The sequence below is a fragment of the Rhodanobacter thiooxydans genome, from assembly GCF_030291135.1.
GTDB lineage: Bacteria > Pseudomonadota > Gammaproteobacteria > Xanthomonadales > Rhodanobacteraceae > Rhodanobacter > Rhodanobacter thiooxydans_A.
In genome coordinates this window covers 1,511,425-1,528,085 of record NZ_CP127409.1, presented here as the reverse complement: position 1 = coordinate 1,528,085, position 16,661 = coordinate 1,511,425, and the positions used below count along the sequence as shown (strand labels likewise).

Here is a 16,661-nt window from a genome sequence, read left to right as displayed (position 1 = left end):
GCTTTAAGCCTTGCTCAGGGTGATGGACGCGCCGTACGGCGGCAGCGTGGCGGTGAGATCCTGCGCTGCCTCGATCCACGCCGTGCTGTCGGGCACGGCCGCATCGATCACCAGCGGCAGTGATACGTCCGCCATGCGCACCTGGCCACCGGCGGCAAGGCCGAGTCGCCGTGCCTCGTCCGCATTCAGGCGCACTGCCGGGGCACGATTGAGCGGATGCGCGTTCAGTGCCGTGGCACGACGCAGCACCGCATCGGCACGGTAGATCGGCCAGGTGGCCAGGCGGGTCAGGCCGCTGACGGCCGAGCGCGCAGCCAGGTCGCTGCGTGGCGGCACCGCACGCGCGGCGATCCCGTCGCGCAGGCCGGCAAGATCGTCAAACTCGAAACCGGCCAGTTGCAGGCCGCCACCCAGTGCGCGCAATACCTTCCAGCCCGGCCGCGCCTGACCGGGTGCCTTCGCTCCCGCCGCCACGCCCTGGGCCAGCCCGTCGACATTGACCAGGGTCGCGTCAATCTCCGGCAGCAACGCGATCGGCAGAATCACATCGGCCACGTCGCGCAGCGCAGCACCGGCATAGGCGCTGAACGCCACCACCTGGTCCGCGCCATGCAGCGCCCGCAAGGCCGCGCCACCATCGGCGAAATCGTGCGGCGGCTCGACACCGTACAGCAGGTAGCTCTTGCGCGGCTGCGCCAGCATCGCCTGCGCATCCAGCCCGCCGTTGCCCGGCACCACGCCGAGCTGCGCCAGGCCCACGGCATTCGCGCCGACCGGCAGTTCATCGTAGCCGGCACCGGTGGCGTCGGCGATGAAACGGGCGATCGCGCGCAGCCAGGATGCCTGCGGATGGGTCACTGCGGCCTCGCCGAAGATCACCACGGCCTTGCCCGACTTCAGTGCGGCGATCGCGTCGCTGTCGCCCTGGTCGCTCTGCGCCGAGGCGATCGCCTCAGCCAGTGCCGCCGGCGCATTCGCACCGGCAGCCACGGCAGCCCTGGCCAGCGCCAGCAGCGCATCGACCATGGCCTGCGGCGCCACCACTGCCTCACCGGCCAGCGTGTAGTTGAAATCGAAGTGCGCCGGATTGACCGCGTAGACCTTTGCGCCCTTCTTGGTCGCCTGATGCAGGCGATGGTTCAGCAGCGGCATCTCGTAACGCAGGTCGGAGCCGACCAGCAGGGCCGCCCGGACCTGCTCGATTTCCGTCACCGGCAGCGTGAACGGCTGCGCCACGGCGTTGTCGGCGAAATCGAGCTGACGCAGGCGATGATCGACGTGCGCGCTGCCCAGGCCGCGGGCCAGCCGCACCAGCAGGTCGCCCTCCTCGTTCGAGGTGGCCGGATGCAGCAGGATGCCCAGCTCGCTGCCAGGCACCCTCTTCAATGCCTCGCCGGCGAACTGCAGGGCGTCTTCCCAGGTGGTCGCCTGCCACTGGCCGTTGCGCTTCACTTCCGGAACGCTGACACGGTCGGCGGCGTACATGCCCTGGTGGCTGTAGCGGTCGCGGTCGGACAGCCAGCACTCGTTGACCGCTTCGTTGTCGCGCGGCACCGTGCGCAGCACTTCGCCGCGGCGGGTGTGCAACCACAGGTTGGAACCCAGCGCGTCGTGGTAGGCGATCGACGACTTGGCGATCAGCTCCCACGCGCGCGCCTTGAACTGGAACGGCTTGTTGGTGAGCGCGCCAACCGGGCAGACGTCGATGATGTTGCCCGACAGCTCGCTCTCGACATTCTTGCCGATATAAGTGCCGATCACGTGGCGGTCGCCGCGGTCCATGCTGCCGAACTCGTAGGTGCCGGCGATCTCGCTGATGAAGCGGACGCAGCGCGTGCAGTGGATGCAGCGCGTCATCTCGGTGGCCACCAGCGGACCGATGTCCTCATCGGTGATGGTGCGCTTGCGCTCGGTGAAGCGCGACACGCTGCGGCCGTAGCCCAGCGCCAGGTCCTGTAACTCGCACTCGCCGCCCTGGTCGCAGATCGGGCAATCCAGCGGATGGTTGATCAGCAGGAATTCCATCACGTTGCGCTGCGCGTGCAGCGCCTTGTCCGAGCGGGTGAGCACTTTCATGCCCTCGGCCACCGGTGTGGCGCAGGCCGGCTGCGGCTTGGGCATCGGACGCCCGCCCATCTCCACCTCCACCAGGCACTGGCGGCAGCTCGCCGCGATCGGCAGCTTGCGGTGGTAGCAGAAGCGCGGGATCGGGATGCCGGCCTTGTCGGTGGCCTCGATGATCATCGAGCCCTTCGGCACCTGGATCGGCTTGCCGTCGACCTCGATGTTGACGAGGTTCGGCGCGGTGTTCTGGGTCGGCTGCGCACTCATGCGGCGGCTCCAAGCTTGTCGTCTACCATCGAGCGCCCGTGTTCGACGTAGTATTCGAATTCGTTCCAGTAGTGGCGCAGGAAACCCTGCACCGGCCACGCCGCCGCCTCGCCGAAGGCACAGATGGTGTGGCCCTCGATCTGACCGGCGACCGCCTTCAGGCGATGCAGGTCGTCGGGCACGCCCTTGCCAGCGACGATGCGGGTCAGTACGCGGTGCATCCAGCCGGTGCCTTCGCGGCACGGCGTGCACTGGCCGCAGGATTCCATGTGGTAGAACTGGCTGATGCGCTCGCAGGCGCGCACCATGCAGGTGGTCTCGTCCATCACGATCACCGCGCCCGAACCCAGGCCCGAACCGGCCTTCTGGATCGAGTCGTAGTCCATCGTGCAGGCCATCATCGCCTCGGCCGGCAGTATCGGCATCGAGGAGCCGCCCGGGATCACCGCCTTGAGCTTGTGCCCGTTGCGCACGCCGCCAGCCATCTCCAGCAGCTCCGCGAACGAGGTGCCTAGGCGGATCTCGTAGTTGCCGGGGCGGTTGACGTGACCGGAGACCGAGAAGATCTTCGGGCCGCCGTTGTTCGGCTTGCCGAGGTTGAGGAACCAGTCCGCGCCGTTGCGCAGGATCGCCGGCACCGAGGCGTAGGTCTCGGTGTTGTTGATCGTGGTGGGCTTGCCGTACAGGCCGAAGTTGGCCGGGAACGGCGGCTTGAAACGAGGCCAGCCCTTTTTCCCTTCCAGCGACTCCATCAGCGCGGTTTCCTCGCCGCAGATGTAGGCGCCGGCGCCGAGCGCGTTGTGGATGTCCACGTCGATGCCGCTGCCGCCAATGTTCTTGCCCAGCAGGCCGGCCGCGTAGGCTTCCGCCAGCGCCTCTTCGAGGTGCTCGAACGGCTCGTGGTGGAACTCGCCGCGCAGGTAGTTGTAGGCCACGGTGGAGCCGGTGCAATAGCAGGCGATGGCCAGGCCCTCGATCACTGCGTGCGGGTTGTAGCGCAGGATGTCGCGATCCTTGCAGGTGCCCGGCTCGGACTCGTCCGAGTTGCACAGGATGTACTTCTGCATCTCGCCCTTCGGCATGAAGGACCACTTCAGGCCAGTCGGAAAGCCTGCGCCGCCGCGGCCGCGCAGGCTGCTCTTCTTGATTTCGTCGACCAGCGAGGCGGGATCGGGCTTCTCGGCGAGGATCTTCCGCCACGCCTTGTAGCCGTCGACCTTCTCGTAGCTGTCCATCGACCACGGCTTGTCGAAGTGCAGCGTGGTGTAGACGACCTGGTGTTCCTTGGGGGCGGGTCCGACGGCCATCAGTGCTTCCCCTCGGCGGCGTGGGCGGCGTGCGCAGGGCCGTCGATGCTCAGACCATCAAGGATCGCATCAAGCTTCTCGATGGTGAGGTGCTCGTGGTAATGGCCGTTCACGGTCATCGCCGGCGCGTAGACGCAGGCCGCGATGCACTCTTCTTCCTTCTTCAGGTAGACACGGCCGTCCGGCGTGCTCTCGCCCAGCTTGATGCCCAGCTTCTTCTCGCAATGCTGTACCAGGCCATCGGCGCCGTTGAGCCAGCAGGAGATGTTGGTGCAGATCGCCACGTTGTTGCGGGCCACCGGCTTGGTCTCCAGCATCGAGTAGAAGCTGGCCACCTCGTAGGCCCAGATCGCCGGCAGCTCGAGGTACTTCGCCACCGCAGCGATCAGCTCGTCGGTGAGGAAACCCTTGTTCTGCTCCTGCGCGCCGAACAGCGCCTGGATCAGCGCCGAGCGCTTGCGGTCGGGCGGAAACTTGGCCACCCAGTGGTCGATGTGCTGGCGGGTGTGCTCGGTGAGTACGACGAGGGGATCGACGTTCCTGACCTGCTCGTAATGTCCGGTGGCTTTCATGCGTTTCTCCGTCGTGCCGGCTCAGCGGTCCACTTCGCCGAACACGAGGTCGTAGGTACCGATCATGGCCACCACGTCGGCGAGCATGTGGCCGCGCACGATGGTGTCCATGGATGACAGGTGGGCAAAGCCCGGGGCGCGCAGGTGCACGCGGAACGGCTTGTTGGCGCCATCGGAAACCAGGTAGCAGCCGAACTCGCCCTTGGGCGCCTCGACCGCGCAATAGGTTTCTCCGGCCGGCACGCAGTAGCCTTCGGTGAACAGCTTGAAGTGGTGGATGAGCGCTTCCATGTCCTGCTTCATCTCGACCCGCGACGGCGGCGCCACCTTGAAGTTCTTCACCATCACCGGGCCCGGGTTGGCGCGCAGCCACTCCACGCACTGCCGGATGATGCGGTTGGACTGGCGCATCTCTTCCACGCGCACCAGGTAGCGGTCGTAGCAGTCGCCGTTGACGCCCACCGGGATATCGAAATCCATCTCGGCGTACTTCGCGTAGGGCTGCTTCTTGCGCAGGTCCCACTCGACGCCCGAACCACGCAGCATCGCGCCGGTCATGCCCCACTGCTGGGCCAGCTCCGGGCTGACCACGCCGATGCCGACGGTGCGCTGCTTCCAGATGCGGTTGGTGGTGAGCAGCTCCTCGTACTCGTCCACCTTCGACGGGAAGTCGGCGGTGAACGCATCCAGGAAGTCGAGCATCGAGCCTTCGCGCCAGCTGTTGATGCGCTTGAGGTCGGCGCCCTTGTGCCACGGCGACTCGCGGTACTTCGACATCTGCTCGGGCAGGTCGCGGTAGACGCCGCCCGGGCGGTAGTACGTGGCGTGCATGCGCGCGCCCGACACCGCTTCGTAGACGTCCATCAGTTCCTCGCGTTCGCGGAACGCGTACAGGATCACCGCCATCGCGCCCAGGTCGAGCGCGTTCGAGCCGATCCACATCAGGTGGTTCAGGATGCGGGTGATCTCGTCGAACATGGTGCGGATGTACTGCGCGCGTTCTGGCGCCTCGATCCCCAGCAGGGTTTCGATGGCACGCACGTAGGCGTGCTCGTTGCACATCATCGACACGTAGTCGAGCCGGTCCATGTAGCCGATCGACTGGTTGAACGGCTTGGACTCGGCCAGCTTCTCGGTACCGCGATGGAGCAGGCCCACGTGCGGGTCGGCGCGGACGATGGTCTCGCCGTCCATCTCCATGATCAGGCGCAGCACGCCGTGCGCGGCCGGATGCTGCGGGCCGAAGTTCATCGTGTAATTGCGGATTTCCTGCATGCTCAATTCTCCCGCCAGTGGTCGGCGGTTTCGGCCCTGGCCTGCATCAGGTCGGCGTCGTCGCGGATGGTGCGCGGCACCAGCACGCGCGGCTCGATCGACACCGGCTCGTACACCACCCGCTTCTGCTCGGGGTCGTAGCGCACCTCGACATTGCCGATCAGCGGGAAGTCCTTGCGGAACGGATGACCGACGAAGCCGTAGTCGGTGAGGATGCGGCGCAGGTCGGGGTGGCCGTCGAAGATGATGCCGTACAGGTCGAACGCCTCGCGCTCGAACCAGTTCACGCCCGGCCACACCGCGGTCAGCGACGGCACCAGCGGCAGGCTGTCGTCCGCGCAGAACACGCGCAGGCGCAGCCGACGGTTGTGTTCGATCGAGAGCAGCTGGATCACCGCGGCGAAGCGGCGCGGCTGGTTCTCACCGTTGCCACGTGGACGCCCGGCCCAGTCGAAACGACCTTGTGCCTCGCCCTCCACGCCGCGCGAGAAACCGGAGCTGGAGACGGTCTCGGTGTCCCACTCGATCTGGCCGTAACCGAGGTAGTCGATGCCGCACAGGTCGATCAGCTCGCTGAAGCGGAACGCGGGCTCGTCGCGCAGCGCGGTGGCCACTGCGAGCAGGTCAGCGGCGGCCAGTTCGGCAACGGTCTCGTTGCGCACGGTGGTGATGGCCAGCGTATCGCCGAATCGCGCGGCGAGCTGCTCGGCCAGCGAGGTCTTTGGGGTGTCGGTCATGGACTGCGCCTTCGGAAACGTGCCATTCAAGAGCGCGCGATGGTGCTGGTGCGGCGGATTTTCTTCTGCAACTGCAGGATGCCGTGGATCAGCGCTTCGGCCGTGGGCGGGCAGCCCGGCACGTAGATGTCCACCGGCACGATGCGGTCGCAGCCGCGCACCACGGAGTAGGAATAGTGGTAATAGCCGCCGCCGTTGGCGCAGCTGCCCATCGAGATCACCCACTTCGGCTCGGGCATCTGGTCGTAGACCTTGCGCAGCGCCGGGGCCATCTTGTTGACCAGGGTGCCGGCCACGATCATCACGTCGGACTGGCGCGGACTGGGGCGGAAGATCACGCCATAGCGGTCCAGGTCCAGCCGCGACATGCCGGCGTGCATCATCTCCACCGCGCAGCAGGCCAGGCCGAAGGTCATCGGCCACATCGAGCCGGTGCGCGCCCAGTTCATCAGCGCATCGATGCTGGTGGTGGCGAAGCCGCGCTGCACGACGGGGTTGTCGCCGGCCGGCCGCAGGATGTCGTCGACCAGGTTCAGCGGCTCCGGGTTGTGCATCACCCGACTGACGGAATCGATCACTCCCATTCGAGTGCTCCCTTCTTCCACACGTAGGCAAAACCGATGACCAGCAGCAGCAGGAACAGCGCCATCTCGATCAGTGCGATCAGGCCGATCTGCTGGAACACCACCGCCCACGGAAACAGAAAGGCGATTTCCAGGTCAAAGATGATGAACAGGATGGCGAGCAGGTAGTAGCGCACGTCGAAGCGCATGCGGGCGTCCTCGAAGGCCTCGAAGCCGCACTCGTAAGGCGCAAGTTTTTCCGCCTCGGGGCGGCGTGGGCCGGCCAGCAGGCCGATGGCCAGCAGTACCAGGCCAAGCCCGACAGCGACGCCGATGAACAACAGGACAGGCCAGTATTCGGCAAGCACGATGCAACTTACCTCCGCGCCATGGGCGCATCAGTGACCGTGAGCATCTGGATTCGGCAACTCACGGTCCGGCGACTTCGATTCGGCAGGCCGGCATGGCCATGGGCTGCTAACCCCGCTTGCAAGCCTTGCAGCTGCGCGCGTCCGACGTTTCGCGAGGTGAGTTCGCGAATCTCCCCATTGTATCAGTGCGCGGAGGTACAACAAGCCTTGACGACCGATCTCGTGCGGATTAACACCATGGGTTCGTGATGCCTGCGTGACACCGCATCACATGGTATGGGTGGGACGCTCGGAGTTCAGCGTGCCGGCCAGGATGTTCTCGATCCGGCTGCGGGCAGCCTCGGCATCACCCGACTCGTTGAAGTGGACGCCGATGCCGGTTATGCGGTTGCCCTGCGCGCCGACCGGACTGATCCACACCACCTTGCCGACCACCGACAGGCGCTCGGTCTCCTCGGCCAGGGTCACCAGCAGCACGACCTCGTCGCCCAGCGAATAGGATTGCGCCGTGGCCGCGAACAGCCCGCCGTGCTTGAGGAACGGCATGTACGCGTTGTACAGCGAGGCCGCGTCCTTGATTTTCAGCGAGATGATGCCCTGTCGGGCCGCCATCGGTTTCATGCTGGGCTCCTGCCGGACGTCCGAACCGCCCGATCGATGATCCGGATCTTAGAGGCTGCGGTCCATCGGCACCACTGTTTCAGCCGCGGCGACGGGCTTCCTCACACACTGCCGGCCAGCAACGACTGGCGCTCGTCGACGAGGCTGCCCCATGACGCCGGCGGCACCCAGCCGGCCACCCACCCCGGCACGGCTGCGGCCGGCATCGGCCGGGAGATCCAGAAACCCTGCAGCTGGTGGCAGCCCAGCGAAGCGAGCAAGTCGCCCTGCTCTGCCGTCTCGACGCCTTCGGCGATCACCGTCTTGGCCAGCATCCGCGCGGTGGTGATCACCCCTGCGGCAATCGCCAGGTTGCGTTCGTCGCTGGGAATGTCGCGCACGAAGCTCTGGTCAAGTTTGATGTGCTCGATGTCGAGTTTCTGGATATGGCTCAGCGAGGCGCTGCCGGTACCGAAATCATCCAGGCCGACGCGGATGCCGCGCCGGCGGCACTCCTCGATGACCACCTTGGCGCGGGCATGATCCATCGACGGGCCGGTTTCCGTCACCTCGATGCCGAAACCGACATCCATCACGCCCGGGTAATTCTCCAGTACCGCGTCGATGTCGATGAAGAACGCCGGGTGCAGCAGGTGGCGGGTACTGATGTTGATCGAGACCGGAATCGAGATGCCCGAGCGTATCCACGACTGGCAGCAGCGCAGCGCCTCGTCCAGCACGTAGCGGCCGATCGGCCGGGCCAGTTGCGGGTCATCCAGCACGTGCATGAACTTCGCCGGCTCGATCAGCTCATCAGTGTCGTCCAGGCGCAGCAGCGCCTCCATCCCGGCCACACCGTGCAAGCCCGGCAAGCCGTCGATGTAGACGATCGGCTGAAACAGCAGTTGCATGCGCGACTGCTGCAGCGCCTGCGCGATCCGCTCACGCATCGCCTGCAGCCGCAACTGCTCCAGCTCCATCGCCGGCTCGTAAAGCGAGCTGCGGTCCCTGCCTTCCTCCTTGGCCACGTACATCGCCAGGTCGGCATGCCGTACCAGGCCTTCCACATCCGGCTCGTCCAGCGGAAACAGGGTCCAGCCCACGCTGGCGGACAGGTACAGCTGCTCGCCCATCAGGCTGAACGGCGCCCGCAGCGCCTGCAGGATGCAGCGGCTGATCGCATCGAGCTGCTCGCGACTGTCCAGGCCGGCGATCACCAGCGCGAATTTGTCGCCGCCCAGACGGGCCAGCACGTCGGCCTCGCGCAGCATGCCCAGGATCCGCGCCGAGGCTTCCGCCAGCACGCAATCGCCGCCGGCGTGGCCGATCGCGTCGTTGACGCTCCTGAAGCGATCCAGGTCGAGCACGCCGACCGCCAGCAGCGCGCCCTGCTGCATGGCCCGCATACGCGCCTGCTCCAGCAGATCGAACAGCAGCCGCCGGTTCGGCAGGCCAGTGACCACATCGTAGAAGGCCAGCCGTTCGACCCGCGCCTCATGCAGCTTCTGGCCGGTGATGTCGCTCTGGTGCCACAACCGCCCCTGCAGCACGCCATCGATCCGGATCGGGGTGAAATCGCGCAGGAAGGTGCGCCCACCCTTCATCGCCACCTCGTCGCCCCTGACGGGCTCGTCCCGGGCCAGGATCTCCTGGATCCTGCGCGCCTCGCGCCCGGGATCCTCGTAGCTCTGCTGCAAACGCGCGTAGAACGCTCCCGCCGGCTGGCCTTCCAGTTCCGCCGGCGTTTCGGACAGGCCGAACAGCGCACACAACGCCTCGTTGGCAAAGCTCACCCGGCGATCTTCGGACATCACCACGATGCCGGCGTGCTGCTGCGACAGGATGGCGCGGAAATACTGCAAGCTGAAGCGCAGATCCCGCTCTGCCGCCAGGCGAGCCGCCTGCGCGCGCTGCATCTGGATGCCCAGGCCCAGCTCGACCGCCATTTCCTCGAAAACCCGGAGTTCGATCGCGCCGAATGCATCGACCTCGTCCGCGTCGATGGCGAAGCAACCCGCGACCGCTCCGCCCACCTGCAACGGCAGCGCCAGCAGCACGCGCGCGCCGGGCATCCAGTCCGGCCGATCCGCGCCTGCCGGATGGCTGAGCTGCACCAGGCCCGTGGACAGCGCACGCGCCACGGCATCACCGGCATGCGCGTTGTGGTCAAGCATGAAGCGGGAACCGATCGCGCCGTCGGCCAGACCCTCCTGCGCGTGTACCCGCAGGGCCCGCGGATCGCCTTCGTCGGACAGGCCGACCCAGGCCGCGCGGTAACCGCCGATGCATCGCGCCACGCGACAGGCCCCGGCCAGCAATGCCGGTTCGTCCACGCTGTGGGTAACCAGCTTGATCATCTCGCTGAGCAACCGCAGCGCACGGCGCTGGCTCGCCTCATCCTGCACCGACTGCAACAGCCGCATGCGTTGCTCGTGTGCCTCCAGCCCCAGACCGATGCTGGCCGCCGCCTGCTGCAGCAGCTCGATCATCCGTGCCGAGAAAAAGTCGGCCTGCGCAGCTCGTATCACCAACGCTGCGCACACCTCGCCAAACTTCAGCACCGGCACGGCAACCACGGCGCGCACGCCATGCCGCACGTAGGCGGGGCGGAGCATTTCCAGGCCATCGAGGTGGCGAACGTCAGCCTCCAGTTGTGGCTCGCCCCGCCAGAACGCCGGCTGCGCCAGCGAGAACGGGAGGCTATCGGGGTAGACGTCGACCATGCCGGGCGCTACCTGCGCGGGTGCGATGCGTCGCAGCTGTTCGCTGCTGCGGTCCAGATCCCCCACCATCACCAGCCGCGCACCCAGCCGCCGCTCGAGCACCTCGATCACCGCCTCGTACAGCACCGGCGGCTCCAGCGAACGCATCAGGAGCTGACCGATCTCGGACAGCGCGGCATAGAAACTCTCACCGGACGTCGCCGCCGATCCAGTATCGGTCTGCATCGAGTTCTGATCCGGTATGTGCATTCCCGTAGCCAGCCAGATGGACGGATTCGGTCGTTGCCACGCTGCTCCGGAGAGGTCCCGGATCAGCAGGTACCGGCCGGAAGACGGCCAGGCGAAACGCGATGACAGGCCGGGTCGCGGCCATTTCCCCCAGGAGCCTGAGCGAAACTAGCCGGGTCGATCGGCCGGTGCAAGACCCGACCCGGCCTCGCCGGCGTGGCCGGACAACTCGCACCAGCCCCAGTGGTCGAAAATCCACGGTGAGCGCACGGTCAGTGCCAGACGCGCGAAACACGGAGTCCCCACCAGCATCGACAGCTGGAACCGGCCAGCCCGGTCGCGCTGCAGCGGTGCATCACGCCAACGCCAACTGAGCACGCCCGCCGAACCTACCACGCTGAGCCGCAGCCAGGGATGCAGCCAGCGCGGTGGTCGCCACGGCAACGCGGCCAACGGTGACGGCAGTCCGGCATGGCATTCGGGCCGGGCTGCCAGGCGCAGCATGCGTTTGCCGCTCAGCGCCATCTGGCTGCGATGTGCGACCAACGCCGCGCGCTTGTACGCCGACTGCACCGCAGTGCCGTGGATCTCGAAGGAATCGCCGTCTCCGGCGCGGCCATGCACCAGGTAGTTCAGCAGCGGTGGTGGATCGGCCAGTGCCGCCAGCGCCAGACGCACCAGCACGTGCGCCGCGGCGTGATCAGGATGACGATCGGCCAGTGCCGGCGCCACCACCAGGCTGGGACCGAACCGGCCGATCGCCGCGGACAGCGCCGCTACCGAAGCATGGCCCGCGCGCAGCAGCTCGTCGGTGATGCCAAGGTCCGGCCAGCCCAGCGATTGCAGCGCCGGCGCCGACAGGCCGAGGCATTCCAGCGCCTGCAGCATCTCTGCGTGGCGACGGAGCCCCCAGCGCTGGCGATCGGCGGCGCGGATGCGCACGCGTCGCTCCAGCCAGCGCTGCGGCCACGGGTTGTTGTCGCCTTCGGTCAGCAACAGGATCCGCACCTCGCCGCCAGCCGCCCGCACCTGCTGGACCAACAGGCCGGTCGCGATGGTCTCGTCATCCGGGTGCGGCGCCACCACCAGCAGGCGGGTCTGTGTGGAAAATGCCGGCAATCCGCTCGCCGCAGCCGTCGCCGGCGATGGGCAGGCAGCGGCTGTGCTCATCGCCACTGCGCCAGCAATTCCAGCAGCAGCAGGTCGGCGCGCAGCGGGCCGCGCAGGCCCTCGCGGGTGCGATTGGCCGCGTCGTACCAGTGACCCAGCGCCTCGACATCCATGGCGCTGGCCAGCGGCCCGCGAGCTGCCGCCGAGCGTGCCCTGATTTCGTCGGCGCTGGCCTGGGCGGCAAACCACAGCCGCTGCGCCGGTTCGTTGTCCAGCCAGCGCTTGACCACCTCGGTCGGCTGGCCGCGGCCGGCGGCCAGTGCGGCCAGGTCCTTGCGCACTTCCTGCCGCCGCTCCAGCGCACCCTCCCCGGCCCAGGCCCTGGCCAGGCCGGGATTGCCGCCGGCGGCGGCAAGTGCAGCCGCTGCATCGCGCACGCCTTCGTCCTGCAGCCAGGCCAGTGCGTCCGCCGTGGCGGGCAATTGGAACTCGATCCGCTGGCAGCGGCTGCGGATGGTCTGCGGCAGGCGCCACGGCGCATCGGCCAGCAGGATCAGCATGGTCTGCGCGGCCGGTTCTTCCAGTGTCTTCAGCAAGGCGTTGGCGGCGGCGGTATTCATCGCGTCGGCCGGGTCGATGAGCGCCACCTGCCAGCCACCGAACTGGCTGGCCATGGCCAGTCGCGCCGACAGCTCGCGGATCTGGTCGACCACGATCTCGCTGCGCTGCACGCCGTCCTTGCGCAGGCCGAAGCTCAGCGTGACCACGTCCGGATGCGAGCCGGCGGCAAGCAGCAGGCAGCTGCGGCAATGCCCGCAGGCGTCGCCGTCCCGTGGCCCGGAACACAGCAAGCCCAGCACGAAGCGCTGTGCGAACGCACGCTTGCCCAGGCCGGCGGCACCACACAGCAGCAAGGCATGTGGCAGCGCATCACGCTGGCGACGCGCCTGCAGCCGCGCCCAGTGTTCGGCGTGCCAGGGCAGCCCGTTCATGTCCGTGCCTCCTCGACCATCACGGCCAGTATCCGGATCGCAGCCTGCAGCACGGCAGCGGGCGGCTGGCTGGCGTCGATCACCCGGAAACGTTGCGGCTCGGCGGCGGCGCGTTCGCGGTAGCTCGCGCGCACCCGCTCGAAGAACGCATCCGCCTCGACCTCGATGCGGTCGACGTCGCCGCGACCGGCGGCACGGGCGCGGCCGGTCGCCACCGGCAGGTCGAGCAGCAGGGTCAGGTCGGGTTTCACGCCGGCGCAGGCCCAGCGTTCCAGTTCCGCGATACGTTCCGCCGGCTGGCCGCGGCCGCCGCCCTGGTAGGCGTAGCTGGCGTCGGCAAATCGGTCACACAGCACCCATTGCCCAGCCGCCAGCGCCGGTTCGATCACCTCGCGCACCAGCTGCGCGCGCGAGGCGAACATCAGCAGCAGTTCTGTCTCGGCGGCCAGCCCATGCTGGGCCGGATCGAGCACGATCGCGCGCACCGCCTCGCCCACGCCGGTGCCCCCGGGTTCACGCGTCTGCACCAGCGCGATGCCGTGCCGTTCGATGTACTCGCGCAGGCCGGCCAGCAAGGTGCTCTTGCCGGCGCCCTCGCCGCCTTCCAGGCTGATGAATTTTCCGCGCGCGATGGTCATTGGCAACGCTTCCGCTGATAGCAGTCGACGTTGCGATTGTGTTCCTCCAGCGTGCGCGAGAACACGTGGCCGCCGTCGCCGCGCGCCACGAAATACAGCGTGTCACCATCGGCCGGATGCAGTGCCGCCACCAGCGCCGGCTTGCCCGGCAGCGCGATCGGCGTCGGCGGCAGGCCGGCGCGAGTATAGGTGTTGTACGGCGTGTCGGTGGTGAGGTCGCTCTTGTGGATGTTGCCGGCGTAGCTGGCGCCCATGCCGTAGATCACGCTCGGGTCGGTCTGCAGCAGCATGTGGTTGCGCAGTCGCCGCACGAACACGCCGGCAATCTGTGCGCGCTCGTCCGGGCGGCCGGTTTCCTTCTCCACGATCGAAGCCAGGATCAGCGCCTCGTACGGCGTGGCCAATGGCAGGTCCGGCGCACGCCCCGGCCACAGCCCGTCGAGCGTCGTCACCATCGCGGCGTGCGCGCGGCGGAGGATGTCGAGGTCACTGTCGCCCTTCACATAGGCATAGGTCTCGGGCAGGAAACGGCCTTCCGGCGCTTCACCGCCGGCACCGATCTTCTGCATGATCGCGGCATCGTCGAGCGCGGCGCTGTCGTGCTTCAATTTCTCGACCCTGGCCAGCGCCTGGCGCAACTCGGCGAAGGTCCAGCCATCGACGATGGTGAAATTGCGCTGCAGCACCCGGCCGGCCGCCATGTTCGCGAGCAGCTGGCGCGGGGTGATGCCGGGTTCCAGGGCATATTCGCCGGCGTGCAACTTCCCGGCCACGTGCATCTGCTCGGCCAGCAGGCGCCAGTACAGCGGGTGGGCCGTGCTGAATCCGCGCTGGCGCAACTCGCCGACGATGCCCTTGAAGCTGCTGCCGCGGCTGATGTCGATGCTGTCGCCCTGCGTTGCCACGTTCAGCGGTGCGGTGCCGAAGCGGGCGTAGTCGTTCCAGCCGTAGACCAGCGCGCCGAGCAACCCCAGCAGCACGATCGGCAACAACAGCCGTGGCCATGCGCGCCCGCGCATCCGTTTGTCGCTCATCCGCCCTGCTCCATCGAAAATCCCAGGTCACGCCAATGTTGCTGCAACTGGCGGGTCATGGCGCCCGGCGCATAGCTGCGTTCATCCAGCGAACGCACCGGCAGGATGCCGCGCACGCTCGAACTCAGGAAAACCTCGCTGGCACCGCGCAAGGCAGCCAGCGTCAACTCGCCGATCCGTGCCTGCGGACACGCCGCCAGCACCTCGGCACGGGCTACTCCGGCCACGCCGCAACGGTCCAGCGACGGCGTCAGCCATTCGTCGTCGACCAGCGCAAACAGATTGGCCATGGTCGCCGAAATCACCCGCCCATGGCTATCCAGCAGCACACCTTCGGCGATCGCCGGATCATTCCACTCGGCACGCGCCAGCACCTGCTCCAGCCGGTTGAGGTGCTTGATGCCAGCCAGCAGCGGCTGTTCCGCCAGCTGGATGTTGCACACGCGCAGGCGCACGCCTTGTGCGTAAGCCTCGGCGGCGACCGGTGGCGGCACGAAGGCGGCCACTACCCGCGTCGGTTGCGGCGAGGCCGGCAGGGCGTAGCCGCGTTCACCCGGGCCGCGGGTGACGGTGATGCGCAGCACCGAGGCCGCCATGCCGCAGCTGACTTGCAGCGCTTCGTGCCACAGTTGTGCCGGATCGGGCGCCGGGATGCGCAGGCGCACACAGCCTTCGGCCAGCCGCTGCATGTGTCTCGGCCACAGCGGCGCCACCGTGCCAACCAGGCGGATGCTCTCGAACAGGCCGTCGCCATAGGCCAGGCCACGATCCAGCACCGACACCTGCGCCGCCGCCACGCCATCGACCAGCATGCGCGCCGTCATCAGTCCGGCACTCCCAGCGCGCGCAGCAGGCCGCGCGCCTTGGCGCGGGTCTCCTCCAGTTCGCTGGCCGCCACCGAGTCGGCCACGATGCCTGCGCCCGCGCGCAGGCTCACTTCGTCGCCAATCAGGGTCAGGGTGCGGATCAGGATGTTCAAGTCGAGCTCACCGTTGCGATCGAGATAGCCCAGCGCGCCGGTATACGCGCCACGTGGTGCGTCTTCCAGCGCGGCGATGATTTCCATGCAGCGCACCTTGGGGCAGCCGGTGATGGTGCCGCCCGGGAAGGTGGCGGCGATCACCTCGCCGGGCGTCACCTCGGCGCGCAGGCGCCCGCGTACATTGGAGACGATGTGGTGAACGTGGGCATAACTCTCCACCACCATCAACTCGTCGACCTCGACCGTGCCCGGCACGCAGACGCGGCCGAGGTCGTTGCGCTCCAGGTCGATCAGCATCACGTGCTCGGCGCGCTCCTTCGGGTGCCCACTGAGCTCGCGGATGCGTGCCAGCTCATCGTCACCTGGCAATCGGGGCCGCGTGCCGGCGATAGGCCGGGTCTGCGCCACGCCGCCGCGCACTTCGACCAGCCGTTCCGGCGAGGAGCTTGCCACCGCCCAGCCCGGCTGCTGCAGCAGACCGGCAAACGGCGCCGGATTGGCCCGGCGCAGCACGGCATACAGCGAGGCCGGAACCGGCGGCTGCGCAAAACGGGCGCGCCAGGCGCGCGACAGGTTCACCTGGAAGATGTCACCGGCGTAGAGGTGCTCGTGGATGCGCGCCACACCGTCGAGGAACTGCCGTGGCGCATCCTCTTCCCAGGCGGCCGGGGCGGCCAGCGACGGAATCGGTGGCATGGCCGCAAGATCGGCTTCCAGCGCGTCGAGCAGGTCTTCGTGGCCCGCCTCGGCGACCAGGATCGTGCAATCGCGCAGATGGTCGACGATCACTGCAGCCGGACAGCGCACGGCCAGTGCCAGCGGCAGCGTCGGCGACGGTTGCAGTTTCAGCGACGGCTCGATCTCGCCAGCCAGTTCGTACGCCAGCAGCAGCACCCAGCCGCCGTGGAACGGCAACCCGTCGTTTTCCGGCGGCAGGCGCTCGGCCTGCCAGGCGGCATCCAGTGCATCGAGGAAGCGACCCTCACGCACGCTGTCCGCCTCATCGCGCAGGCAACCGTCGGCGTGCAGGGTCAGCCGTTCGCGCGGGAATGCGAACAGGATGTCGTAGCGCGACTGCGCGGTGCCATGCACCACGCTTTCCAGCAGGCAGGGATAGCTAGCGGGAAACGAAGCGGCCGGCGCAAGCAGGTCGCGCCGGCCGTCCAGGGAGCGGCGATGGCAGGTCACGCCCGATCGG

General features: G+C 67.8%; 15 protein-coding genes. All 15 read right to left on the bottom strand.

The genetic code is table 11. From position 1 onward, the window contains the following. Positions 1-3: 3 nt before the first annotated feature. Positions 4-2,331 carry an NADH-quinone oxidoreductase subunit NuoG gene (nuoG, locus tag QQA13_RS06890; RefSeq protein ID WP_108471350.1) on the bottom strand — a complete coding sequence of 776 codons (2,328 nt, stop codon included), beginning with the start codon at positions 2,329-2,331 and terminating at the stop codon, positions 4-6. Further along, positions 2,328-3,638 carry an NADH-quinone oxidoreductase subunit NuoF gene (nuoF, locus tag QQA13_RS06885; RefSeq protein WP_108471351.1) on the bottom strand — a complete coding sequence of 437 codons (1,311 nt, stop codon included), beginning with the start codon at positions 3,636-3,638 and terminating at the stop codon, positions 2,328-2,330. The genes nuoG and nuoF overlap by 4 nt, the downstream gene beginning before the upstream one ends. After that, positions 3,638-4,210, bottom strand: coding sequence for an NADH-quinone oxidoreductase subunit NuoE (gene nuoE, locus QQA13_RS06880; protein ID WP_108471352.1), 573 nt, complete (start codon positions 4,208-4,210; stop codon positions 3,638-3,640). The genes nuoF and nuoE overlap by 1 nt, the downstream gene beginning before the upstream one ends. Before the next feature lie 21 nt (positions 4,211-4,231). Beyond that, positions 4,232-5,485 carry an NADH-quinone oxidoreductase subunit D gene (locus QQA13_RS06875; protein ID WP_108471353.1) on the bottom strand — a complete coding sequence of 418 codons (1,254 nt, stop codon included), beginning with the start codon at positions 5,483-5,485 and terminating at the stop codon, positions 4,232-4,234. A gap of 2 nt (positions 5,486-5,487) precedes the next feature. Next, on the bottom strand, positions 5,488-6,222 hold the full coding sequence (locus QQA13_RS06870; protein ID WP_108471627.1) for an NADH-quinone oxidoreductase subunit C: 735 nt from the start codon (positions 6,220-6,222) through the stop codon (positions 5,488-5,490). A gap of 26 nt (positions 6,223-6,248) precedes the next feature. Continuing rightward, positions 6,249-6,806: a NuoB/complex I 20 kDa subunit family protein gene (locus QQA13_RS06865; RefSeq protein WP_108471354.1), complete on the bottom strand. Its 558-nt coding sequence runs from the start codon at positions 6,804-6,806 to the stop codon at positions 6,249-6,251. Continuing rightward, entirely contained in the window at positions 6,797-7,153 is a 357-nt protein-coding gene (locus tag QQA13_RS06860; protein WP_108471355.1) for an NADH-quinone oxidoreductase subunit A, read from the bottom strand. The genes QQA13_RS06865 and QQA13_RS06860 overlap by 10 nt, the downstream gene beginning before the upstream one ends. 270 nt (positions 7,154-7,423) lie before the next feature. Next, positions 7,424-7,777, bottom strand: coding sequence for a PilZ domain-containing protein (locus QQA13_RS06855; RefSeq protein WP_108471356.1), 354 nt, complete (start codon positions 7,775-7,777; stop codon positions 7,424-7,426). A gap of 101 nt (positions 7,778-7,878) precedes the next feature. Continuing rightward, on the bottom strand, positions 7,879-10,704 hold the full coding sequence (locus QQA13_RS06850; RefSeq protein ID WP_108471357.1) for a bifunctional diguanylate cyclase/phosphodiesterase: 2,826 nt from the start codon (positions 10,702-10,704) through the stop codon (positions 7,879-7,881). A 171-nt stretch (positions 10,705-10,875) separates the two neighbouring features. Further along, a complete protein-coding gene (locus tag QQA13_RS06845; RefSeq protein ID WP_108471358.1) occupies positions 10,876-11,877 on the bottom strand; it encodes a PIG-L deacetylase family protein in 1,002 nt (333 codons plus the stop codon). Next, complete coding sequence (holB, locus tag QQA13_RS06840; RefSeq protein ID WP_108471359.1) at positions 11,874-12,809, bottom strand: DNA polymerase III subunit delta'; 936 nt, start codon at positions 12,807-12,809, stop codon at positions 11,874-11,876. Before holB ends, QQA13_RS06845 begins: the two co-directional genes overlap by 4 nt. Further along, positions 12,806-13,447, bottom strand: a complete 642-nt coding sequence (tmk, locus tag QQA13_RS06835; protein ID WP_108471360.1) for a dTMP kinase — start codon at positions 13,445-13,447, stop codon at positions 12,806-12,808. Before tmk ends, holB begins: the two co-directional genes overlap by 4 nt. Further along, a complete protein-coding gene (mltG, locus tag QQA13_RS06830; RefSeq protein ID WP_108471361.1) occupies positions 13,444-14,481 on the bottom strand; it encodes an endolytic transglycosylase MltG in 1,038 nt (345 codons plus the stop codon). The genes tmk and mltG overlap by 4 nt, the downstream gene beginning before the upstream one ends. Then, entirely contained in the window at positions 14,478-15,305 is an 828-nt protein-coding gene (gene pabC / locus QQA13_RS06825; RefSeq protein ID WP_108471362.1) for an aminodeoxychorismate lyase, read from the bottom strand. The genes mltG and pabC overlap by 4 nt, the downstream gene beginning before the upstream one ends. Then, positions 15,305-16,651, bottom strand: coding sequence for an aminodeoxychorismate synthase component I (locus tag QQA13_RS06820; RefSeq protein WP_108471363.1), 1,347 nt, complete (start codon positions 16,649-16,651; stop codon positions 15,305-15,307). Before QQA13_RS06820 ends, pabC begins: the two co-directional genes overlap by 1 nt. Between the last annotated feature and the right edge of the window lie 10 nt (positions 16,652-16,661).